Annotated in this window: 15 protein-coding genes and 1 tRNA gene; 9 read left to right on the top strand and 7 right to left on the bottom strand. The window is 63.0% G+C overall.

All coding sequences use genetic code 11. The features are described 5' to 3' along the window. Positions 1 to 89: 89 nt before the first annotated feature. Together HF955_RS02775 and HF955_RS02770 are read left to right on the top strand one after the other, a co-directional pair. Positions 90 to 944, top strand: a complete 855-nt coding sequence (locus HF955_RS02775; protein ID WP_367279770.1) for a DUF817 domain-containing protein — start codon at positions 90 to 92, stop codon at positions 942 to 944. Next, positions 886 to 2790, top strand: coding sequence for a biotin carboxylase N-terminal domain-containing protein (locus HF955_RS02770; RefSeq protein WP_291077674.1), 1905 nt, complete (start codon positions 886 to 888; stop codon positions 2788 to 2790). The genes HF955_RS02775 and HF955_RS02770 overlap by 59 nt, the downstream gene beginning before the upstream one ends. A 235-nt stretch (positions 2791 to 3025) precedes the next feature. Here HF955_RS02770 and HF955_RS02765 read toward each other — a convergent pair whose 3' ends face one another. Both HF955_RS02765 and gltX read right to left on the bottom strand, forming a co-directional pair. After that, positions 3026 to 3355, bottom strand: a complete 330-nt coding sequence (locus HF955_RS02765) for a hypothetical protein (RefSeq protein WP_027837160.1) — start codon at positions 3353 to 3355, stop codon at positions 3026 to 3028. 353 nt (positions 3356 to 3708) lie between these two features. Then, the gene (gltX, locus tag HF955_RS02760; protein ID WP_291077671.1) at positions 3709 to 5052 is read right to left on the bottom strand and encodes a glutamate--tRNA ligase; all 1344 of its coding nucleotides are present in this window, start codon (positions 5050 to 5052) and stop codon (positions 3709 to 3711) included. Between the two features lie 130 nt (positions 5053 to 5182). Here gltX and HF955_RS02755 point away from each other — a divergent pair, with 130 nt between their 5' ends. Further along, the gene (locus HF955_RS02755) at positions 5183 to 6007 is read left to right on the top strand and encodes a hypothetical protein (protein ID WP_291077670.1); all 825 of its coding nucleotides are present in this window, start codon (positions 5183 to 5185) and stop codon (positions 6005 to 6007) included. Here HF955_RS02755 and HF955_RS02750 read toward each other — a convergent pair. Next, positions 5974 to 7236, bottom strand: a complete 1263-nt coding sequence (locus tag HF955_RS02750; protein WP_291077668.1) for an MFS transporter — start codon at positions 7234 to 7236, stop codon at positions 5974 to 5976. The genes HF955_RS02755 and HF955_RS02750 overlap by 34 nt on opposite strands. After that, entirely contained in the window at positions 7229 to 8878 is a 1650-nt protein-coding gene (locus HF955_RS02745; protein WP_291077666.1) for an NAD+ synthase, read from the bottom strand. The genes HF955_RS02750 and HF955_RS02745 overlap by 8 nt, the downstream gene beginning before the upstream one ends. Before the next feature lie 224 nt (positions 8879 to 9102). On the opposite strand from HF955_RS02745, the gene HF955_RS02740 reads away from it, so the two are divergent. Both HF955_RS02740 and HF955_RS02735 read left to right on the top strand, forming a co-directional pair. Beyond that, positions 9103 to 9579 carry a transposase gene (locus HF955_RS02740; protein ID WP_291077664.1) on the top strand — a complete coding sequence of 159 codons (477 nt, stop codon included), beginning with the start codon at positions 9103 to 9105 and terminating at the stop codon, positions 9577 to 9579. A 133-nt stretch (positions 9580 to 9712) separates the two neighbouring features. After that, the gene (locus HF955_RS02735) at positions 9713 to 10354 is read left to right on the top strand and encodes a hypothetical protein (protein ID WP_291077662.1); all 642 of its coding nucleotides are present in this window, start codon (positions 9713 to 9715) and stop codon (positions 10352 to 10354) included. A 107-nt stretch (positions 10355 to 10461) separates the two neighbouring features. Here the strand turns inward: HF955_RS02735 and HF955_RS02730 are convergent, their stop codons facing one another. Both HF955_RS02730 and parE read right to left on the bottom strand, forming a co-directional pair. Continuing rightward, positions 10462 to 12057 (bottom strand): diguanylate cyclase, encoded by a 1596-nt coding sequence (locus tag HF955_RS02730; RefSeq protein WP_291077660.1) that lies wholly within the window; start codon positions 12055 to 12057, stop codon positions 10462 to 10464. Between the two features lie 98 nt (positions 12058 to 12155). After that, complete coding sequence (parE, locus tag HF955_RS02725) at positions 12156 to 14117, bottom strand: DNA topoisomerase IV subunit B (protein ID WP_291077659.1); 1962 nt, start codon at positions 14115 to 14117, stop codon at positions 12156 to 12158. An 89-nt stretch (positions 14118 to 14206) separates the two neighbouring features. On the opposite strand from parE, the gene HF955_RS02720 reads away from it, so the two are divergent. From HF955_RS02720 to HF955_RS02710, 3 genes are all read left to right on the top strand, one after another. After that, the gene (locus tag HF955_RS02720) at positions 14207 to 15508 is read left to right on the top strand and encodes an NADH:flavin oxidoreductase/NADH oxidase family protein (RefSeq protein WP_291077657.1); all 1302 of its coding nucleotides are present in this window, start codon (positions 14207 to 14209) and stop codon (positions 15506 to 15508) included. Between the two features lie 171 nt (positions 15509 to 15679). Continuing rightward, the gene (lon, locus tag HF955_RS02715; RefSeq protein WP_291077655.1) at positions 15680 to 18097 is read left to right on the top strand and encodes an endopeptidase La; all 2418 of its coding nucleotides are present in this window, start codon (positions 15680 to 15682) and stop codon (positions 18095 to 18097) included. Positions 18098 to 18186: 89 nt separating this feature from the next. Continuing rightward, positions 18187 to 18262: transfer RNA gene (locus HF955_RS02710), tRNA-Val, on the top strand. 20 nt (positions 18263 to 18282) lie between these two features. On the opposite strand, the gene HF955_RS02705 is transcribed toward HF955_RS02710, so the two are convergent. Continuing rightward, on the bottom strand, positions 18283 to 19680 hold the full coding sequence (locus HF955_RS02705) for an amidohydrolase family protein (protein WP_291077653.1): 1398 nt from the start codon (positions 19678 to 19680) through the stop codon (positions 18283 to 18285). A 485-nt stretch (positions 19681 to 20165) separates the two neighbouring features. On the opposite strand from HF955_RS02705, the gene HF955_RS02700 reads away from it, so the two are divergent. Then, positions 20166 to 23255 carry a TonB-dependent receptor gene (locus tag HF955_RS02700; RefSeq protein WP_291077652.1) on the top strand — a complete coding sequence of 1030 codons (3090 nt, stop codon included), beginning with the start codon at positions 20166 to 20168 and terminating at the stop codon, positions 23253 to 23255. The last annotated feature ends 132 nt before the right edge of the window (positions 23256 to 23387 follow it).

Raw genomic sequence — 23387 nt, 5'->3', positions numbered from 1 at the left:
ATAGAGGAGGGATGGAGATGCCCGAACCCGTCCAGACCCGCCTGCAGCAGCGCCTGCATGAGGCCCGCGCGGCGCTGCATGCGCGCCATGTGAAGGGGCCGGTCAGTCAGGCCGCGTTCGAATTCGTTGCCTTCGGCATCAAACAGGGCTGGGCCTGTCTTTTCGGCGGCCTGATGCTGGGCCTGCTGCTGGCGACCTTCCTCTGGTATCCGGACGGCGCCTGGCTGACCCGGTATGACTTCCTTGTCCTGGGCGCGATTGCCATTCAGGTCATGATGCTGTGGACCGGCCTGGAAACCTGGGAAGAGGCGCGGGTCATCCTGGTGTTTCATGTCGTCGGCACCATCATGGAATTGTTCAAGACCTATCATGGCAGCTGGATCTATCCGGAAGACAGCCTGTTGCGCATTGCTGGTGTGCCGCTTTTCACCGGCTTCATGTACGCCGCTGTCGGGTCGTATCTGGCGCGGGTCTGGCGCATCTTCGATTTCCGGTTTGACCGCTTCCCGCCGCTCTGGATGCAGGGCGTGCTGGCCACGGCGATCTATGTGAATTTCTTCGCGCATCACTGGCTGCCGGATATCCGGATCGCCCTGTTTGCGGCCACGGCCATGGTTTACGGGCCGTGCGTGGTCTGGTTCCGCGCCGACACCGCCCACCGGCCGATGCCGCTGGTGATCGGCTTCGGTCTGGTGGCAATCTTTATCTGGTTTGCAGAAAACCTTGGAACGTTTGCCCGCGCCTGGGCCTATCCCGGGCAAGAGCATGGCTGGCAGATGGTCTCTTTATCGAAACTCGGATCATGGTATCTGCTGATGATAATCAGTTTTGTCCTGGTGGCGGCCATGCATGGCCGGGCGCGCCAGGCACCGGGAGGGCCACGCCTTGAAGATTCAGAAGCTGCTCGTCGCGAACCGGGGCGAGATCGCCTGCCGCATCTTTGAGACCTGCCGCGGGCTCGGCATCGCCACGGTCGCCGTCTATTCAGATGCCGATGCGCGCGCGAAACATGTCCGCGACGCAGATGAGGCCGTGCACATCGGCGCCTCGCCGGCGCCGGAAAGCTATCTCAACATCGCGGCGATCCTTGCCGCCGCGAAAGAGAGCGGGGCGGACGCGATCCATCCCGGCTATGGCTTCCTGTCAGAGAATGCCGATTTCGCCGAAGCGGTCGAGACAGCGGGCCTGATCTGGGTCGGCCCCTCGGCCGCTGCAATCCGCTCCATGGGCCCGAAGGATGAGGCCAAGCGCATTGCCGAGGAGGCCGGCGTGCCCGTCCTGCCCGGCTATCGCGGGGAAGGGCAGGAGCTGGAAACGCTTGCCAAGGCGGCCAGGGAGATCGGTTTCCCGCTGCTGATCAAGGCCGTGGCCGGGGGCGGCGGACGCGGCATCCGCCTGGTCAACAAGGCTGGCGAATTGAAAGGCGAACTGGAAAGCGCGGTACGTGAGGCTGAAAGCGCTTTCGGCGACGGCCGCGTCATGCTGGAAAAACTGGTCCAGCAGCCGCGTCACATCGAAGTGCAGGTCTTCGGCGACGCGCATGGCAATGTGGTTCACCTGTATGAGCGCGATTGTTCGCTGCAGCGCCGCCGCCAGAAAGTAATCGAGGAAGCGCCCGCGCCCGGCATGCCGGAAGATGTGCGTGCCGCGATGACAGATGCGGCCGTGAAACTGGCGCAGGCGGTCGGCTATCAGGGCGCCGGCACCGTCGAATTCATCGTGGACGGATCGAAGCCTCTGGCGATCGACACATTCTGGTTCCTTGAGATGAATACGCGCCTGCAGGTGGAGCATCCCGTCACGGAGATGATCACGGGGCAGGACCTGGTCGCGTGGCAATTGTTGGTCGCCGCCGGCGATGCCCTGCCGCTGAAACAGGACGAGATCCCGCTGATCGGCCATGCGATCGAGGCGCGGATCTGCGCCGAGGACCCGGCCGACGGGTTCCGTCCGGGGGCTGGCCTGATCCTGGAATTCGGACTGTTGCAGCCGGTCGACGGGGATACCATCCGCTGGGATGCCGGGTTCGAGACGGGCGACCGGGTGCCGTCAAATTATGATTCCATGATCGCCAAACTGATCGTGTCTGCGCCGGAGCGGGACGCAGCGGTCGACCTTCTGGTCGACACGCTGGCGCATACGCAATTGTCCGGTGTGCCTGCCAATACCGGCTTTCTGCGCCGCTGTGCCCAGTCGGATGCCTTCCGGGATGGCACGCATCATGTGAACTGGATTGCCGATCAGGGCGACGCGCTGACCCATCCGCCTTCGGAGCATCAGCACGCCTCCGTCCTGGCGGTCTGCGATGTCCGGCTGAATGATGAGGGCGCACGCATGCCGTGGGATATCCGGGACGGGTTCCGGTCCAATGCGATGCCTGTGCGCAAGGTTGCCGTTGCCGTCGGCAGCGATGCTGACTGGTTCGACCCGGCAGACCATGATGTGGACGCCGACACACCCCTGCCGTTCGTGACCGACCTGTCGCCGCGACGCTTTGCGGTGACCACGGGGGGCGACACGGTGCTGGTCGAGGTGCCGGACTATGATGCCGATGTCGAAGCGGTGCTGGGCGGGGACTCGGTCAGCGCGCCGATGCCGGGCAAGCTGCTGTCCCTTCATGTGAAGGCCGGCGATACCGTTGCCAAGGGCGACCCGGTCGCCGTGATGGAGGCGATGAAGATGGAGCACACGCTGCCCGCGCCGCGCGACGGCTTGGTTGCCTCGGTCGAGGCCGCCCCCGGGGACCAGGTTTCCGAAGGGGACATTCTGGTTCATCTGGAGGCAGAATAAATCCGGCCAGGGCCGAACCGGTGCGGAGCGATGGAGCCGGGGCAATTCGCGCGAGCCCCGAAAGTTCGCGACAGGCTCGCTCCGGCCGGAAAAAAGAAACCTCCACCCTTCACAGGCTGGTGTGACTCCTCAGGGTTCCGGAGGGTGAAACCGGAACATGTCCCGCACACCCGGAGAGTGTGTGGAGGCGCGCGGGATGACAGGAAACGTGTAAAGGGTGGAGGCCGCTGCGTGACTAGGCCGCGACAGCGTAACCGGGATGAATGCGCACGGGCGCCTGTGCCTCGGCGCGATAGCGGCGGTGCACGATGGGCGGGGCGCTGATTTCGCCGAGCGGGTTGGCCGCATGGGCGGTCGGCTCGGTCTTCAGGATCAGTTCGTCATACTCATTGCGGGCGAGGGAGACCGGCACGGCTGAACCATCCCGGTCTGCGGCGCGGAACTCGACGCCGGTCGAGACCAGGGCGATGGCCTGCGCCAGATCCATCCGGAAGCCGTCACCATAGACCACGTCCCGCGACTCCACCGGATCATACTCACATCCCTTGATCACCAAACCCGACATGCCGAAACCCCTCATGAAACTGTGTGCTGAACCTGTTCTCCGCCTGACCGGCGATGTGAGAACATAAGCAGAATATTCATCATTTGGAAAGGAAAAAGTTCCGATTTTGTTCTGATTTTATGAAACCGGAACAGAATCAGGGTTTTGCGGATGGAAGTCGCATTCCCGGCACCCTTCGACTTCGCTCAGGATGAGACCGCACTTTCAGTGCGCGGCTGGGGTCCCGGATAAATCCTGGCGGATTTTCCGGGATGACAAAAAGGGGAGGGGAGACCGTAGGGTGGGTTGAGCGGAGCGATACCCACCACACTATGCATGACCCCTATGGTGGGTATCGCTCCGCTCAACCCACTCTACTTCTGCCCCAGCCGCTTCAGCACCCGGTCCCGCCCGATCAGCGGCAGAAGCGCGCCCATGTCGGGGCCGTGTTCCTGTCCGGTCAGCGCCTTGCGCAGCGTCATGAACAGGCCGCGGCCCTTGCGGCCGGTCTCGGCCTTCACGGCATTCGTCCAAGCGCTCCAGCTTTCACCGGTCAGATCGCCTTCCGGCAACAGCGTTGCGGCCGTCGCCACGAAGTCGGTGTCTTCAGCGTCGACCAGCGGCGTGATGTCCCCGAACACGGTCTCGACCCAACCGGCGACCTCCGGCAGCAGGGAGCAATTCTCGCGTACCACGCTCCAGAAGGCTTCGTCCGCCGCGCGCGGGTCCACGTCGGCGAGCCGGTCCTTCACCGCGTCGAAGGGCAGGCCGTGCAGGATGGCCGCATTCAGCGACAACAGCTCTGCCTCGTCAAAGCGCGCCGGGGCGCGGCCGATCTTGCCGAAATCGAACTCAGCGGCCAGCTGGTCGAGGCTGTCGCGCGCCTCGACATTGTCCGACGTGCCGATCTTGGCCAGCAGTGAGCAGACCGACATCGGCTCATAGCCCTGTGCGCGCAGCTCGCCCATGGACAGCGAGCCGAGCCGTTTCGACAGGCCCTGGCCATCCGCGCCGATCAGAAGCGGCGTGTGCGCCATGTCCGGCGCGGTGCCGCCCAGCGCCTTGAAGATCTCGATCTGCGCGCCGGAATTGGTGACATGGTCTTCGCCGCGCACGACATGGGTGATGCCGGCGGCGATATCGTCCACCACGGAGGGCAGGGTGTAGAGATAGGAGCCATCCTCGCGGATCAGGATCGGGTCGGACAGGCTGGACGTGTCGATGCTCTGCTCGCCGCGCACCAGATCGGTCCACTCGACGCGCCCGCCGGACAGCTTGAAGCGCCAGTGCGGCGTGCGGCCCTCGGCCTCCAGCTTCGCCCGGTCTGCCTCGCTCAGCTCCAGCGCCGCGCGGTCATACACCGGCGGGCGCCCGCGCGACAGGGCGATCTTGCGCTTGCGCTCCAGCTCGTCGGCTGTCTCGTAGCAGGGATAAAGGAGTCCCATGCCACGCAGCGTCTCGGCGGCGGCGTCATACTCGGCAAACCGGTCGGACTGGCTGAAACTGTCATCCCAGGTCAGGCCCAGCCAGGTCAGGTCTGTGCGGATCCCGTCTTCATACGCCTTGGTCGAGCGCTCTGTATCGGTGTCGTCGATGCGCAGGATGAACTTGCCCTGCTGGCCTCTGGCGAACAGCCAGTTGATCAGCGCCGTGCGCACGTTTCCCACGTGCAGGCGGCCGGTAGGCGAGGGAGCAAAGCGAACAATCGGTGCAGTCATGGAAAAAACCTGTTTTGAAGCGTGCTTTCGACATCAAATTGCGTAAAAAGCCAAGGGAGTGATGCCACATTCTTGCGATTGTTCGTGCTAATGTGCGCCGGGCAAGTGAGTCGCCATCAGGGAGAGGTAGATGAGACTGTGCGGGATTCTGGTTGCGGCGGGCCTTCTGGCGGCCTGCGGACAGGAGCGCGCGGACGAGCCGGTGGAGGCGCCGGCCCCGCTCGAGGAGGAAGCCGTCTCGGGCCTGGGCAGCACGCTGGAGGAAGAGCCCGTGCCGCTGCCGGCCGATGATGTCGATTACCAGGTGCTGTCGGGCTATGATGACAGCTGGTATGTCAGTGCGGGCTGGCCCGGCGAGTATCCGGCCGGATTTGCCGTACTGGATGCCGGGGTCACCGTGCCGGCCTGGACCGTGCCGAACAGCGCACAGGCGGCCGACACCAGCTGCGCCCTGCCGCAATATGCCAATTACCAGCTCTGGAATTCGGACCGCGTGGCCGCAGACGGCCTGCGCTTCTTCGTGGCCACCAAGACCTTCCCGGTGACGCTGAACCAGGATGCGTCGATCGAATACATTTCCGACGGCGACATCCGCCAGCTGGACCTGAAAGCCGGCGACCAGCTGACCTATCTGCGCTATCTCGGCGAAGGCTTCACGGTCGTCTCCTTCGAGGGCACCGAATACGGGATCAACGAGGCCGAGCTGCGCGACATCAGCGATATCGGCGCCATGCCGACGGTGGAGGATCAATGGGTCCGCGTCAGCTGTACGGGCGGCGACCAGGCCTGGCTGCTCTATGCCGCCGTGATCGACCAGGCAGGCATCGTGCCGTCGCCGATGATCGGCTATGGCGAAGCCTGGGACATCGCCCCGGAAGATGCCGACCAGGTCCGCGCCGATGCCGAGGCCAACCGCCTCGCCTATGAAGGGCTGGAGCCCGGCTCGCTGGAATAGGTGTCGGTCGCGATGGCATCGAGCCGTCCCCGCAAGGCCAGCAACACGCCGCTCGCGCAGACCGACAGTCCGGCCATGCCGGCCAATTGCGCGGGGAAGGCGATACCGGCATCGATCAGATAGCCGGTGACCAACGGCGACACGGCCGAGGCCAGCACGATGGCCGCAAAGTTCAGCGCGCGCACTTCGCCCAGATAGGTCAGGCCGAACAGTTCCGGCATCAGCGTTCCGGACAGGGCCGAATCCGTGCCGGCCGTCAGCCCGATCAGCACCATCGCCACCGGAACGGCCCAGACCGCGTCCACCGGCCAGAGCAGTACAAGCCCCGCCGCCATCGGCAGCTGGTAGACCGCCATCATGGCCCGCGCGCTGAACCGGTCGATCAGTCCGCCTGCAAACAGGCTGGCCACGATCCGGGCCAGCGCGAAGGCGGCAAAGGTCGCGGCAAACAGGCCGGCGCCCCAATCCTTCACCTCGGTCAGGTGCAATTGATGGAAGAACAGCGCCGTCATCATCGCGGCCGGGTTCACTGCGCACAGGATCAGCGCCCAGAAGACCGGCTCGCGCAACACTTCGCGCCGCCGCCAGCTGCGCTTGGTCGGGGCAGGGGGTGGCTCCGCCCGGCCGGCCGGGCCGGTGGCCCTGCCATCCGGCACGCGGTCCTTCGCCAGCAGGATCCAGAGCAGGGGCGCCAGACCCAGCGCCAGAATGGCGGCGGACAGCGTCCAGGCCATCCGGTTCCCCGTCAGGGCGATCAGGGCCACGGCCGCCGCCGGAACGATAGCAATGGCCGCCGCATGGCCGAGAGACACGATGCTGGCCGCCATGCCGCGCCGCGCCTCGAACCAGCGGCCGGTGGCCGTCATCGCCACATGGCCCATCATGCCCTGGCCAAACAGGCGCAGCAGCAGATAGGCCGCAAACAGCATGACCGGGCCCTGTACCCCCGCCATGACAAGGCAGGCCACCGACAGGCCCGCAACGGTGATCATGGCCGCCATGCGCGCCCGCACCCGGTCCACGATCTTGCCGAACTCCAGCAGGATCAGCGCGCTCGATGTCGTCGCCAGCGCATAGACAAGGCCCAGCGATCCGTGGCTGAGCCCGAACCGCTCGATCAGCGCGGAATTGGAGAGCGACACGAAATAGGTTTGCCCGAAGGCAGACCCCATCGTCATCAGGAACCCGGCCAGCAGCCAGCGCAGATTCCCGACGAGGAATCTAGTCATCCCGGAACCGGTTCGTGATCGGATAGCGCCGGTCGCGGCCGAAATTCTTGCCGCCCACCTTCACGCCCGGCGGGGCCTGGCGGCGCTTGTATTCGGCAATATAGAGCAGATGCTCGATCCGCTTCACCACGGCCCTGTCATGCCCGCGCGCCAGGATGGCCTCGATCGGTTCTTCCGCATCCACCAGACCGCGCAATATGTCGTCCAGCACGTCATAGGGGGGCAGGGAGTCCTCATCCTTCTGGTCCTCGCGCAGTTCGGCGCTTGGCGGCTTGGTGATGATCCGCTCCGGGATCACTTCACCGCCGGGGCCCAGCGCGCCGCGCGGCACCATTGTGTTGCGCCATTTGGCCAGTTCGAACACTTCGGTCTTGTAGAAATCCTTCAGCGCGTTGTAGCCGCCGCACATGTCACCATAAAGCGTGGCATAGCCGACGGCCATTTCAGACTTGTTGCCGGTCGTCACCACCATATGGCCGAACTTGTTGGACAGCGCCATCAGCGTCACCGCGCGCAGGCGGGACTGGATGTTCTCCTCCGTCGTGTCCGGCTGGGTGCCGGCAAACTGGTCTGCCAGCATCTCGCCCAGCGCGCCGACGCCGGGGGCAATGTTGATGCTGTCATATGTCACGCCCAGCGCTTCTGCACACGCCTTGGCATCTTCCAGACTGTCCGAGGACGTATATTTTGACGGCATCATCACACACCAGACCCGTTCCGGCCCCAGCGCGTCCACCGCAATCGCCGCCGTCAGGGCCGAGTCGATCCCGCCCGACATGCCCAGCACGACGCCGGGAAAGCGGTTCTTGTTGACATAATCGCCCAGCGCCATCACCGCCGCGCGGTATTCGGCATGCCACCCCTCGGTCAGCTCCGCCTTCGCCTCGCTCGCAAATCGGTGCGTGGCCGGATCATACTCCACCAGCGCCGTGCCGGTCACGAAATCGCCCAGCAGCTGGTGCTCCGTCCCGTCATGGTCCACTGCATAGGAGCTGCCGTCAAAGACCAGCTCGTCCTGCCCGCCCACCTGGTTGACGAACAGGTATGGCACGCCCGTCTTGCGCCAGGCCGAAAACGTCGTGTGCCGTTCCACCTGCACGGTCCGCCGCCAGGGCGAGCCATTCGGCACGATCAGCATTTCCGCGCCCGCATCATGCAACAGGCTGGGCACGCGCGGATACCAGATGTCCTCACAGATCGCGACGCCGATCTTCACGCCGTGAAAGTCGAACACGGGCAGGTTTTCGTCGCCGGCATCGAAGATGCGCTTTTCGTCAAACACGCCATAATTGGGCAGTTCGCGCTTGTCATAGCGGCCCTTGATCGCCCCGCCAGACAGCCAGACGGCGGAATTGTAGCGCTTGCCATCTTCCGCCCAGGGCGACCCGATGATGATGTCCGGCGCGCCGGCGGTCTCAGCGGCCAGATCGCGCACCGCCTGCATGGAATCCTCCACCGCGGCCGGCTTCAGCACCAGATCCTCGGCCGGATAGCCCAGGATGAACAATTCCGACAGCACGACCAGATCGGCGCCCGCCGCTTTCCCCTCGGCCAGCGCGCCCCGCGCCAGCTCCAGATTGCCCCCAATATCCCCCACCACCGGGTTCAACTGCGCGACCAAGATTCTCAGCTTTTTGCTCATATGGAGCATTTAGAGGGCTGCGAAGGGATTAGCAATCGCTCCAGTGGAGCGATTGCCCCGCAGCAGGCCCAAGCGCAAGCGCAGGGCAGGAGGGCAGGCGCAATCACAAAGCCCCGTATCGCCGTAGGGTGGGTTGAGCGAAGCGATACCCACCACCCAATCGTGACGACCGCCTAGAGGCGAACTTTCTTGCACCCAAAGAGAGATCGTTCAATCCTCTCTCCATGGCTGACTATCGCCGCGTCTTCGTCCCCGGGGCGACCTATTTCTTCACGCTGAACCTGGCAGACAGGCGCAGTGATCTGCTCATCCGTCATATCGGCGCGCTACGTGAGAGCTGGAGGGACATGAGCCGTGCCTGGCCGCTCGAAACGCTGGCGGCAGTTGTGTTGCCAGACCATATGCATCTTGTGGTCGCCTTGCCTGAAGGGGATTCGAACTACCCGGCGCGATTGCGTCTGTTCAAAAGCGGCTTCACACGTCGCCTGCCGGAGACAGAAAAGTCAACCGGCCGGAAAGGTGAGCGCCGCGTATGGCAGCGCCGGTATTGGGAGCACATGATACGTGATGAGACCGATCTCGCAGCGCATATAGACTATGTGCATTTCAATCCCGTGAAACACGGACATGTAACGTCTCCGGATCAATGGCCCTTCTCGACCTGGCGCCGTCAGGGAGGCAAGGGCGCCACCGCTGGCTAGCCCGGCATGGTGGGTATCGCTTCGCTCAACCCACCCTACAGAAATCCGGTCTTCGTAGGGTGGGTTGAGCGAAGCGATACCCACCACCCTCTCCGAATCCGTCTGATAACTCCCTCCTGCATAATCCGTCTCCATGAACGCAAAGACGGACATTCTGAAACGCGGGCTCGAGCAGGCGGCTTTGGCGGTGCTCGGCGCGTCGGCGCTGGGCGATCTGCATCTGGAGCCTGCGCGCATCGGGCGGGGGCTCGCGCAGCGGATTTCCGGTCGCCTGCGCCAAGTCGAGGTGATTGTCCGCCGCATCCTGTTCCTGATGGCCCTGCGCCTGGCCTATGTGCCGGCTCCGAAGCGACAGGCCGCGCCCGTGCCAGTCTCCGCGTCCGCTCCCGCGCCCGCCTTGCCGGACGGGGTGGAGCTGGCCGCGTTTCCGCGCGTCGCCGCGCCGCGTCTGGCGCTGTTGCCTCGCAAGCAGGCCTTTGGCGGGGAGGGGGGATTTCCGGATCCGCAGCCATCCCGGCTGCGCCCCGGCGGGCCGGTCAGCCCGGCGCGGCTGATCGCCCGGATCGCGGCGCTGCGGCGTGTGTTCAAGGATCCGGCCGACCATGCCACCCGCCTCGCGCGGCAGCTGCACCGGCTGAAAGCGGTGGGCGAGCCCCGGCCCCTGGTCGGCCCGGCGGATAGCGTCTATCGCCTCTCGCCGGAGCTTGGCGCGCTGGCAACCCTGTTGCCGTCGCAGATCCATGCGGCACTGGAATCGTGGGACACCTCGCCCTGAAATCCCCGCCTTGCGGGAACGGGATTTGACCGGCGCGCCCTCGGGCGTGGCCGGGCCTTTGTGCTGGCGAAATCGGGATCTGCCCCGTCAGGGCAGGGGGCAGGCGGTCAGGACGCCTTGGCGTCCTGCGGGGCCGGGGCAATGTCCTCGACGAAGCGGAACTGGTTGCGGCCATTGTTCTTGGCATCATACAGCGCCGTATCGGCCAGGTGCAGCAGCTTGTCGAGATCGGTGGAATCATAGGGCGCCGCCGCAATGCCGATCGAGGCGCTGACGCGCACACGATGGCCGGTCGACAGGCCATAGGGCTCGGCCAGCTTGCGGTTCAGCCGCAGGGCCAGGCCTTCCACGGCAAGGCGCGAGGGGGCGGTATGACAGACCACGAAGAATTCATCGCCGCCGATGCGGGCGCACCAGTCGGACTCGCGCAGCGTCGCCTTCATCCGGGACGCGACGGATTTCAGCACTTCGTCCCCGGCGCCATGGCCATAGGTGTCGTTGACGGATTTGAAGCCGTCCAGGTCCAGCGCCAGCACATAGACCGGCTGGCGGCTGTCGGCCGTGTCGACCATGTTGCCCAGCGTCGCGCGGAACTTGCGCACATTGGCCAGGCCCGTCAGCGGGTCGGTCGAGGCCATCAGCTCGGTCTGTTCCTGCTGGGTCATCCGTGCCGTGACATCCGTGGCCGTCCCGAGATAGCCGATGATGTGGCCGTCCTCATGATAGTGCGGCATGCCGGACAGGGACAATTTGTAGGACTGGCCGTCCGTATCGGTGAATGTGCCGACCACGTCCTTGTAGGACCCCAGCGAGCGAATGGCGCTGGTCAGTTCGGCAAGGTTCTTTTCGGTCAGCTGGATCAGGTCGCGATAGTCACAGCCGACAATGTTTTCCCGCCCGCCCTTCAGGCGTTCCAGGAAAGACCCTTCGGCATAGATGATGCGGCCGGTGACATCGGTCTCCCAGAAGAAGTCCGAGGCCAGCGTGGCGAAATGCGACAGCCGGTCCAGCGTCTCGCGATTGCGGTCGCGCTCGGTCTGCAGGCGCGTGAAGGCGCTGGAAATGGCCTGGTGCGACGGCCAGAAGATCAGCAGGATTTCCGCAAACAACATCAGCACGGCGGCCAGAAGCGACAGGTCCTGAATGCGCGTCAATTGGGTGGAGCGGCGTTCGGCCAGCATCTCGAAGGCGGTGACGGCCGCATTCAGCCGCTCGGCCAGGTCGCCGTCGGCCATCGCGTCAATGCGTCCGGCCATCTCGCTGGCCTGTTGCGGGTTCGCCAGCAAATCCTCGACATGTGCCAGCAGGGTGTAGACTTCCTCATCCAGCGGCAGGTCCCCGCCGGTATAGAGCGTGCGCAGGCTCGGCTCGGCCTCGGCCCGCGCCAGAAGATGGGCATGGGCCGCGCGGAACTCTGCGGCGCCGGCTTCCAGCTTGTCGCGGTCAGCCGGGTCGCCATCCTCTGCAAAATCATGTGCCGCGTGCGCCATGCGCTGAAGCAGCATGCGCTGGCGTCCGCTTGTGTTGATCGTGGAGGCGTCATGCGCGCCGTGATGCAGGGCCAGGCGCGAGAAGACATGGCTGGTCATCAGCAGGCCGAAGATCAGGGCCAGCGCGACAATGTATCGGCGCCACAGGGCCGCAAGGTCCTGGGGAGTGCTCCGGTCGCTCAGCTGGCGAAGGGTGCGGAAGCCGAAAAACATGGTCCCGCTTGTCGCATGGTAAGGTTAATTTCAGGCCCAACGGAAACGGGAAAACCCCGTCTGTGGCCTTACCTTTTGTTTACCCGCCGGCGGCGCGATCAGATGTCCAGCTCTTCAACGAAGGCGGCGTTCTCCTGGATGAAGCGGAACCGCAGCTCGGCCTTCTTGCCCATCAGCGTGTTGATCAGTTCCTCTGCCGGAACCTCCACATCATCGATCGCTTCCAGCGTGACCCGGGCCAGCGTCCGTGACGTAGGGTTCATCGTGGTTTCCTTCAACTGGCCGGGATTCATCTCGCCCAGACCCTTGAAGCGCGTCATGTCGACCTTCTGGTTCGGCTTGAAGTGTTCCTTCATCTTCTGGGCCCGGTCGGCATCGTCCATGGCATAGACAATCGTGCCCTTGTTGGACAGCTTGTAGAGCGGCGGCATCGCCAGGAACAGCCGGCCGCTCTCGATCAGGCCCGGCGTCATCCGATAGAAGAACGTGATCAGCAGGCTGGCAATGTGCGCGCCATCCACATCGGCATCGGTCATGATGATGATCCGGTCATACCGAAGATCATCCATGTCGAATTTCTTGCCCAGTTGCGTGCCCAGCGCCAGCGAGAGATCATTGATCTCCTGATTGTTCATCATCTTGTCGAGCGAGGCGCTTTCGACATTCAGGATCTTCCCGCGCAGCGGCAGGATGGCCTGGGTCTTCCGGTCGCGCGCCTGCTTGGCAGAGCCGCCAGCTGAATCCCCCTCGACCAGGAAGAGCTCGGTGCCTTCCGGTCCCTTGTCGGAACAGTCTGCCAGCTTGCCCGGAAGGCGCAGCTTCTTGGTGGCGGACTTGCGGGAGATTTCCTTCTGCTTGCGGCGGCGCTGGCGTTCCTCGGCGCGTTCGACCGCCCAGCTCAGCAGCTTGTCGGCCTCTTTCGGGCTGCCGGCCAGCCAGTGGTCGAACCGGTCGCGCACGGAGTTTTCCACCAGGCGGAACGCCGCTGTCGTCGACAGCTTGTCCTTGGTCTGGCCCACAAATTCCGGCCCCTTGATGAACACCGACAGCAGCAGGCCCGAATGGCCCATAATGTCTTCCGCCGTGATCTCGGCCGCTTTCTTGTTGCCGGTCAGCTCACCGAAATTGCGCAGGCCCTTGGTGATCGCCGAACGGAAGCCCGCTTCGTGCGTGCCGCCATCCGGGGTCGGGATCGTATTACAGTAGGAGCGGGAAAAGCCGTCGGACTCGCCAAATCCGGCGCGCGTCCAGGCAATCGCCCATTCGACCTTGCCTTCGCCGCCCTGGTCGACCAGGCCGGTAAAGGCGGCATCGGTGATCGTCGCCTTGTCCTTGAAGACTTCGTCCAGCTGGTCGGCCAGCCCGTTCGGATAGGAGAGGGTGGCTTCGGCCGGCACCTTGGAGTCTTCCGGCAGCAGCGCCGGATCACAGCTCCAGCGCACTTCGACGCCGCGATAGAGATAGGCTTTCGACCGCGCCATCTGGAACAGGCGGGCCGGACGGAAGCGCATCTTCTCGCCGAAAATCTGGAAGTCCGGCTTGAACTTCACCGATGTGCCGCGGCGGTTCGGCGCCGTGCCCACCTTCTTCAGCTTGTCCTGCGGAATGCCGCGCGAGAAGGTCTGCCGGTACAGCAGCTTGTCGCGGGCAACTTCCACCTCGACCAGTTCCGACAGCGCATTGACGACGGAAATACCGACGCCATGCAGGCCGCCAGCCGTCTCATAGGCCTTGTCGGAGAATTTGCCGCCCGCATGCAGCGTCGTCATGATGACTTCCAGCGCGGACTTCTTCGGGAACTTCGGATGCGGGTCCACCGGAATGCCGCGCCCATTGTCGGTCACCGTGATGAAGCCCTCGGCGTCCAGCTTGATCTCGATCCGGCTGGCATGCCCGGCGACAGCCTCGTCCATGGAATTGTCCAGGACTTCGGCAAACAGGTGATGATAGGCGCGCTCGTCCGTGCCGCCGATATACATGCCCGGGCGCTTGCGGACAGGTTCGAGGCCCTCAAGGACTTCAATATCCTTGGCGGAATAGCCGGTACTTTCTGTACTCATTTGGTCAAACAGCTTTGCTTGCTTGGCGGCTGCCATATGATGTCTCCGTTAAGGGCGGGCGACTCAATGTCGATATGGGAGAACATAAGATGACGGCCTCGATTAATACGGCGTTAACCCTGAAGAGCGGGCTTACATTCCCCAACCGGCTTGTGAAAGCGGCCATGACAGAGGGACTCGCAGATCCCCGCAACCGGGTAACTGAGGCCCATCTGACATTGTACCGCCGCTGGGCGGAAGGCGGAATCGGCGGCATGATCACGGGAAACGTGCAGATTGACCGCAATCATCTCGAACGTGCCGGGAATGTGGTCATCGACGGCACGCCGTCAAATGAAGAGATGGACATGTTCTCCCGCTGGGCCGAGGCGGGAAAGTCCGGCGGGGCGGCCATGATCATGCAGGTCAGTCATGCCGGCCGCCAGACCCCGAAACTGGTCAATCCGCGCCCCGCGGCTCCCAGTCCGGTCCCGCTCGGCCTGCCGGGCGGTCAGTTCGGTGCGCCGCGCGCGATGACCGGGCCGGAAGTGCGCGCCGTGGTCGAGGGGTTCGGAAATGCCGCCAGCGTTGCGAAACAGGCCGGTTTTGACGGCATTCAGGTTCATGCCGCCCATGGCTATCTGCTGTCGTCCTTCCTGTCCCCGCGCGCCAATCAGCGCGACGATGCATATGGCGGTTCTCTCGAAAACCGCGCGCGCCTGCTGGTCGAATGTGTCGAGGAAGCCCGCATCGCGGCGGGGCCGGGGTTTTCCGTCTCGGTGAAGCTGAATTCTGCAGACTTCCAGAAGGGCGGATTCAGCTTCGAGGACTGTCTTGCCGTCATCGACATGCTCAATGGCATGGGCGTCGACTTCATCGAGATTTCCGGCGGCAATTATGAGCAACCCCGCATGATGGACACTGACGGGCTGGAACCGGTGTTCGAGCCTGGCGTGCGGGAGTCGACGCGAAAGCGCGAAGCCTATTTCCTGAAATATGCCCGGGCGGTGCAGGATCGCACGCAATTACCCCTGATGGTGACCGGCGGTTTTCGGACTGTTGAAGCGATGAATGCCGCGCTGGCAGACGGGGAGGCGGACCTGATTGGCCTCGGGCGTCCGCTCTGCGTGGACACGGACACGCCGCGCAAGCTGTTGTCCGGCGAGCGTGCGGCCGCCGATCAGTGGGAAAGCCGCCTGCGCATCGGGCCGGGCCTTTTCGGGCCGAATTCTCCCATCAAGCTGGTCAAGGCGCTGAACGGGTTCGGCGTGATCGGCTGGTATTACGAGCAGCTTCGGCGCCTGGGTGCGGGCGAGGCGCCCGATGTGAAGCTGGGTGTTCTGTCCGCGTTTCTGGCAAACCAGAAGAATGAAAAGCGCACCGAAGCCGCCCGCAAGGCCGCAATGCCTTGATTGCAGGAGGTTTCCACAATTTGGGGCGTTTTCCTGCGCATGGGGCGGCTTGAACCGGCCTGCTGCGGTCGCCACATTCGGTTCAAGGCCCGACTCCTGCCATGATCGGCAGGCAGGGTATCCAGAGCTGCCGCCAAGCCGGGGCTCAATTCAACGAAGGAGGCATTGTATATGCCAAGCATAAAGAACCTTCCGGTGTTGCCGTTGCGGGACATCGTTGTGTTTCCAGACATGGTGGCGCCCCTGTTCGTGGGGCGGGACAAGTCTGTGCGCGCCCTCGAAATGATCGAGGAAGCGGAAAACGAAATCATGCTGGTGGCCCAGCGCGACGCCGCGATCGACGATCCCGGCGCCGAGGACGTGCATTCGGTCGGTACCATCGCGACCATCCTGCAATTGCTGAAACTGCCGGACGGGACCGTGAAGGTCCTGGTCGAGGGCAAGTCGCGCGCGCGGCTCAGCCAGTTGCATGATCGGGGCGAGTATTTCGAGGCCGAAGTGGAAACGCTCGACGAGCCGGCCGGCGCCGATGGCGACGTGCAGGCATTGATGCGCGCCGTGCAGGAGCAGTTCGAGAATTACGTCAAACTGAACCGCAAGATTCCGCCGGAATCCGTCACCACGATTGCCGCGCTCACAGAGCCCGGCCGCTTGGCTGATGCGGTTGCGTCGAACCTGTCGGTGAAACTCTCCGAAAAGCAGGAGCTGCTTGAGCTGCCGGATGCCAAGGACCGTCTTGAAAAGGTCTTCGCCCTCATGGAAGGCGAAATGGGCATGTTGCAGATGGAGCGGAAGATCAAGAACCGCGTGAAGCGGCAGATGGAGAAGACCCAGCGCGAATATTATCTGAATGAGCAGATGAAGGCGATCCAGCGCGAGCTTGGCGAGCAGGGCGGCGATGGTGCCGAACGCGATGAACTGGCCGAACTGGAACAGAAGATCGCGGATGCCCCGCTGTCGGAAGAGGCCCGCGCCAAGGCAGAAGCCGAAATCAAGAAACTGCGCCAGATGTCGCCGATGTCTGCCGAATCCACCGTCGTGCGGAACTATCTCGACTGGCTGCTGGCCCTGCCCTGGGGCACGCGCAAGGACATCCAGACCAATCTCGGCAAGGCCGAGCAACAGCTGGACGATGACCATTATGGTCTCGACAAGGTGAAGGAGCGGATCCTGGAATATCTCGCCGTGCAGAAACGCACCGGCAAGATGAAGGGGCCGATTCTCTGTCTCGTCGGACCTCCGGGCGTCGGCAAGACCTCGCTTGGCCGTTCCATTGCCGAAGCCACGGGCCGCGACTTTGTGCGCGTGTCGCTGGGCGGCGTGCGCGACGAAAGCGAGATCCGTGGTCACCGCCGGACCTATATCGGCTCGATGCCGGGACGGATCATCCAGTCCCTGAAGAAGACAAAGACGGGCAATCCGCTCTTCCTGCTGGACGAAATCGACAAGATGGGCATGGACCATCGCGGCGATCCGGCGTCCGCCCTGCTGGAAGTGCTGGACCCTGAGCAGAACTCGACGTTCAACGATCACTATCTGGAAGTCGATTATGACCTCTCGGATGTGATGTTCGTGACGACGGCGAACTCGCTCAACATGCCCCAGCCGCTTCTGGACCGGATGGAGATCATCCGCATCGCCGGCTACACCGAAGACGAAAAGGTGGAGATCACCAAGCGTCACCTCATCCCGCAGGTCCGTGAAGATCATGGCCTGAAGGAAGGGGAGTGGGTGGTTGAGGAGGCTGCAATCCGCGACCTCGTCCGATACTATACGCGCGAAGCCGGTGTGCGCAGTCTGAAGCGCGAAATTGCGCGACTGGCGCGCAAGGCCGTTCGGATCCTGGCGGACAAGGAAGGTGACGTGCTGACGGTTACGCCGGACAATCTGGCCGAGTTCGCCGGTGTCCGGAAATTCCGCTATGGCCTCGCCGATGAAACCGACCAGCTGGGCGCCGTGACCGGTCTGGCATGGACTGAAACGGGCGGAGACTTGCTGACCATCGAGGCGGTCAAGATGCCGGGACGCGGCAACATGAAAGTGACGGGCAATCTCCGTGACGTCATGAAGGAGTCGATCCAGGCTGCCAGCTCGCTGGTGCGCTCGCGTTCGGTCATGCTTGGCATCAAGCCGACCGTGTTCAACACAACGGACATCCACGTGCACGTGCCGGATGGCGCAACCCCGAAGGATGGCCCGTCGGCCGGTATCGCCATGACCACGGCCATCGTGTCCCTGCTCACCGGCAATCCGGTGGACCGGGAAGTGGCCATGACGGGCGAGGTGTCCCTGCGCGGACGTGTCCTGCCGATCGGCGGCCTGAAGGAGAAGCTTCTTGCGGCCCTGCGCGGCGGTATCAAGACGGTGCTGATCCCGGCCGAGAACGAGAAGGATCTCGAGGACATTCCGGAGAATGTGAAGACGGGCCTGCGCATCGTGCCGGTTTCCGACATCAATGAGGTGCTGGAAATTGCCCTGACGCGGCCGTTGTCGCCGATCGAATGGTCTGAAGCCGACGAGGCGGCGCTGCAGGCGTCCCTGGCAGGCCAGTCCGGCAACACGACCACGGATCCGGCCCGGCCGCACTAGCCTCCGGCATCCCGATCTGCAGACGGCCGCTCATACGCTGAGCGGCCGTCTTGCTTTTTCCGTCAAGCCCGTGCATTTGAGCGGGACTGGGGCGGTTAGCTCAGTTGGTAGAGCATCTCGTTTACACCGAGAGGGTCAGCGGTTCGAGCCCGTTACCGCCCACCAGTTTCCTCGACAGTGCGGCATCACAGGACCGGCCATTCGGACGGGATGGCGCGGCCCTCCCGGGCCATCAGCGCCATGCCGGCGGCCTGGACGTCGGCCAGCAGCCGGTGTTCGTCGATCAGGGTGGAGCGATACGTGTCCACCACGCGGCGGCCATCGACCCAGACGCTGTGCACGCCCCGTCCGTCTGCAGAATAGACCAGCTGGTTGACGGGGTTGAACAGCGGCACCCATTCCGGTCGGTTGCGGTCGTGCAGGACGAAATCGGCCTTCTTGCCGGGTTCGAGCGAGCCGATCTGGTCTTCCATCTGCGCGCCCTTGGCGCCCTTGATCGTTGCGGCCTCGAGAACCTTGTAGGCCGAAAACAGGTTTGCGTCCTGGCGGGCATCCTTGAACAGGCCCGCCATGGCGAACATGGCGCGCATCAGGTCTCCCGAATTGCCGTTATTGTTGCCATCGGTGCCCAGCTGAATGTTGACGCCGGCTGCGGCCATTTCCGGAAACAGGCCGGCAGAACTCGCGCCATACCCGCCCTTCATCGCGGTCATGGGGCAGTGGGTCACATGGGTGCCGGTTGAAGCCAGCAGGTCCACTTCCGCCTGATCCAAATGCACTGCATGGGTCAGCGACAGGTGCGGGCCGAGCGCGTCAATCTCCGCCAGATGGGCGATGGCCCGCTTGCCGGCGGTCTGCAGATAGAAGTCCGGATCCGCGCGGTCGGCGCTCATATGCGCGCTGACGCCCAGCCCACGCGCGCGCGCAAGATCGGTCGCTGCCCGCCACAGATCATCCGTCGCCGTATTGTGACCGACAAGCAGGGGCCAGGCGGCGATCAGCGCGTCATCGGCCTGAGGATAGGCGTCGGCCTGCGCGACCATGCGGTCAATGGCGGACCGGGTCAGAACGGCCTGGTCATCGTCCGGCGCAAACGCCCGGTCCTGCAGCCACTGACCGATGCGGCCGCGTATGCCGGTGGCGGCGAGCCCGTCGGCCACAGCGCCCAGATCCAGGATCGTCCCGGCCTCGATGAAACAGGTCGTGCCCGTGCGCAGCATTTCCAGCGCCGCAAACTGCGCAGACAATCGCTCGTCTTCCGGGGTCTGCGTCATGTACAGGGGGATCAGCCAGCCGAACACATTCTCGGCCCAGTCGGTATTGTCCGGCACGACACCGCGGGTCAGCGGCTCACCCGTAATGTGGACATGGCAATTCACGAAGCCCGGCGTGATCACGAAACCGGATCCGTCCAGCGTCTCGCGCGGCGCGAGGCCGGGGCTGATCTCCTCATCCGGGCCGACGCTGTGGATCCGGTTGCCCTGAATCGCAAGAGCCCCGTCGCGCAGGATCCGGCGTCCGGAATCCATCGTCACGATCCAGGCGTTTCGGATGAGCAGGTCGACAGGGGAGGGAGAGGTCATGTGAAACTTTTTCCCGGCTGTATTGGATATATCCACGCGGCGCAGGGAATCAGCCGAATTCGCTGCAACCTCCTCAGTCTTGCGGAGGCTGGACCGCGAGTCTTGATCCAGCCCGCACTAGGTTTTTTCGGTGCGGAATCGGTTCCACGTGATCATGGAGTGTGGCCAAAATGCCAACCTTGTCATTTTTCTCGAAAAACCTTTCTCTGAAAATTTTGCTGCTGCACCTGCTCACACGCGTCGAAATCCTGCCAAGTCCCGATTATTACATACGAAATTCTGTAAACCCCGCCATGAAAACGGTTTCATCCTGCGCATTCCGGCAATCGGGAAACAGGATTTTTCGATCTCTGACACTTGATAGCGCAAACATTTGATGGTGGATTGCTCTCCGGGTAGGTCGGAGTGCAGGGGCAGTCCACCTGGCCGAGACAAGCATTGAAGACCGGCACCGTTGTGAGTGGCCTGTCTCAGGGAGGATTGTAATGACTGTTTCCACGGACAAGATCCGTGCGACTTCTGCACGGAAAACAAAATGGGGAACGCTGCTGTGCAGCGCGTCCGCGGCGTCTCTGCTGTCAGCCCTGCCATTGGCAGCGCAGGCACAGGATGCGGGTGAAGAGACCCTGACCCAGGATGTCGTGGTCGTGCAGGGGATCCGCGGATCGCTCGAGCGTGCCATGGACATCAAGCGTGACTCAAATGGTGTCGTCGATGCCATCTCCGCCGAAGACATCGGCAAGTTCCCGGACACGAACCTGGCTGAATCGCTTCAGCGGATCACCGGCGTGTCCATCAACCGCGTCAATGGTGAGGGGTCCGAGATCACCGTGCGCGGCTTCGGCCCAGGCTTCAACCTGGTCACGCTCAACGGCCGTACCATGCCGACAGCCAAGGTTCGCGCGATTGGTACGCGCGGAAACTACGGTGCCGGCGGTGACCGGGCGTTCGACTTCGCCAACCTCGCCTCCGAAGGCGTGAACGGGCTCGAAGTCTACAAGACCGGCCAGGCTGTCCTGCCTTCCGGCGGCATCGGCGCCACAGTGAACATCAAGACGCGTACGCCGTTTGATGATCCCGGCACGAATTTCTCGATTTCCGCCAAGGCGATGAACGATACCAGCGTCGAAGCCGGCGATGACTTCACGCCGGAACTGTCCGGTCTTGCCAGCTGGACCGACGATTCCGACCGGTTCGGCATCGGTCTCTTCGGATCCTATTCCAAGCGGGATTCCGGCGCGCCGACCCAGCAGGTCAATGACTGGATTGTTCGTGAGTCTGCTGATGGTTCGATCGATGGCAGCTATACGCGCGGCGATGGATCCACCCAGATCACCAACCCGCCCGCTGCTGGCCAGCTCTATGCCATTGCGCAGGACAGCCGGTACGATTTCTCCGACCTGTCGCGCGAGCGCCTGAACGGCCAGCTGGTTCTCCAGTTCCGCCCGATGGACAATCTCACGCTGACCGGTGACTATACCTACGCGAAGAACGAATATGACGAGCTGCGCTATGAGCAGACCAACTGGTTTGCCACGCCGCTTGACCAGATCATCTTCGACAATGATGGCCCGGTCGCGACCGCGGTCTTCATGCAGGAGAACAATAACGGCTCCAAGGATATCGGTTTCGAGCAAACCAACCGCGCTACGAAGGATGAGTTGAACTCGCTTGGCTTCAATGCCGAATGGGAAGTCAACGACCGGGCGACCGTGATCTTCGACGCGCACAGCTCCAAGTCGGAATCCGGCGGCAACAACCCGCTTGGCCACACGGCAACCTTCGTGACCTTCGGGGCACCTGTCATCCTTCAGCACTCTGTTGATTATCGCAGCGGTTACCCGATCCAGTCCTATACGATCGATGACAGCGTTCGCGGCAACGGCAATGGCGTGCTGGACGTCGGTGACCTCGGCACCCAGGTGCAACGCTCGAACTCTTCCCGCATGGAGCACCAGGTTGACGAAATCGACCTGCGCGTGGTCTGGGATTTCGACAATAGCAGCCTGACGGTCGGCGGTAATTATCGCGATACCGAAATGGACCGCTGGACGCGCACCACTCAGCAGGATCTGGGGTCCTGGGGTATTTCCAATCCGGGCGACGTTGAACAGTTCGCGCCGGGTCTGGTCGATACCTACTGCCTGTCCTGCCTGTTCGACGATGTGAATGTTGGACAGGCCGATGTCGCTTTCCGCGCAGATGCGGCCAAATTGTTCCCGCTGCTCCAGGCAGCGTATCCGGGCAATTCGGTGAACGTGTCCGAGACGGCTGACACCGTTCAGGAGGAAATCACTTCCCTGTTCGCAGCCTTCCAGATGGAAAGCGAATTCCTGGATCGTCCGGCCCGCGTCAATCTCGGTCTGCGCTACGAAGAAACCGAAGTCACATCGATCACGGAACAATCCGTGCCGTCTGACATCCTGTGGACGGCTGATAACGACTTCCTCGTCGTGCAATCCGGTGACAAGCAGGACGTTTCCGGAAGTGGCTCTTACGACCACCTTCTTCCGAATGTCGACTTCCAGGTGGACGTGACGGACAACATCGTTGCTCGTGCATCTTACAGCAAGACGATCGGTCGCGTTGGGTACAGCAGCCTGTTCGCGTCGACGACAGCAAACCAGCCTAACCGCCCGACCGCTTTTGGTGGTTCACTGACGGGGGCCTCGCAGAATCCCGGTCTCCTGCCGCTTGAGTCAGACAATTTCGACATCTCTGTCGAATGGTACTATGGCGACACGAGCTATGTATCGGCTGGATACTTCGACAAGCGTGTGAAGAACTTCATCGGTAATGGTGTGGTCGAGCGCAATCTGTTCGGTCTGCGTGATCCGGCTTCCGGTGCAGCGGGCTCCCGTTCAGGCGACGCGCTGGATATCATCAATGATTTGGGTGTTGACCAGTCCGAAGCAAACCTCTTCACGCTGACGGCCCTGATCGAAGCCAATGGTGGTGATCTGGCCGCAGCTCAGGCAGAGTTCCAATCGCAACTCGTCGGCGGTGCCCTGCCGCAGAGCTATGTTGACCAGATCCTTGGTCAATACGATGTCTCTTCGGACGCCAATGACCCGCTGGCCATCTTCAGTGTCAACCAGCCGATCAACAACCGCGAAGGCAATATCGATGGTATGGAGTTCGCCTGGCAGCACTTCTTCGGCGATACGGGCTTCGGCTTCCAGGCCAATTATACCCTCGTGAACGGGGATGTTGAACTGGATCCGGCGGCGAGCATTGATGAGAACCAGTTCGCTCTGGTGGGTCTGTCTGACACGGCAAACCTGACGGCGATCTACGAGAAGTATGGCTTCTCCGCCCGTCTGGCCTACAACTGGCGTGATACCTTCCTCCTCGCCACGAACCAGGGCGGTGACCGGTCTGGTACCTATGTCGAGGATTACGGTCAGTACGACCTGAACGTCAGCTACGACATCAACGAGCAACTGGCCGTGTCGTTCGAGGGCATCAATCTGACCGGCGAAGACCAGCGGATCTATCACCGCGTGCCGGAGCAGGTCTTCTATGTCTACGAGCTGTCCCCGCGTTACCTGCTGGGCCTGCGCTACAAGTTCTGATCGGACACGATTTGAACCAGACTTGAAACTTCAGGAAAGGCCGCTGCTTGCAGCGGCCTTTTTTGCCTCGCTTGTCCGGGGCAGGGGATTGTTCCATCATGATAAAAACGGGAAGGCGCAGGGCAGGTGGGC

The organism is Hyphomonas sp. (assembly GCF_017792385.1).
In the GTDB taxonomy this organism is placed as follows: domain Bacteria; phylum Pseudomonadota; class Alphaproteobacteria; order Caulobacterales; family Hyphomonadaceae; genus Hyphomonas.
This window is presented reverse-complemented; position numbering and strand designations above follow the sequence as displayed.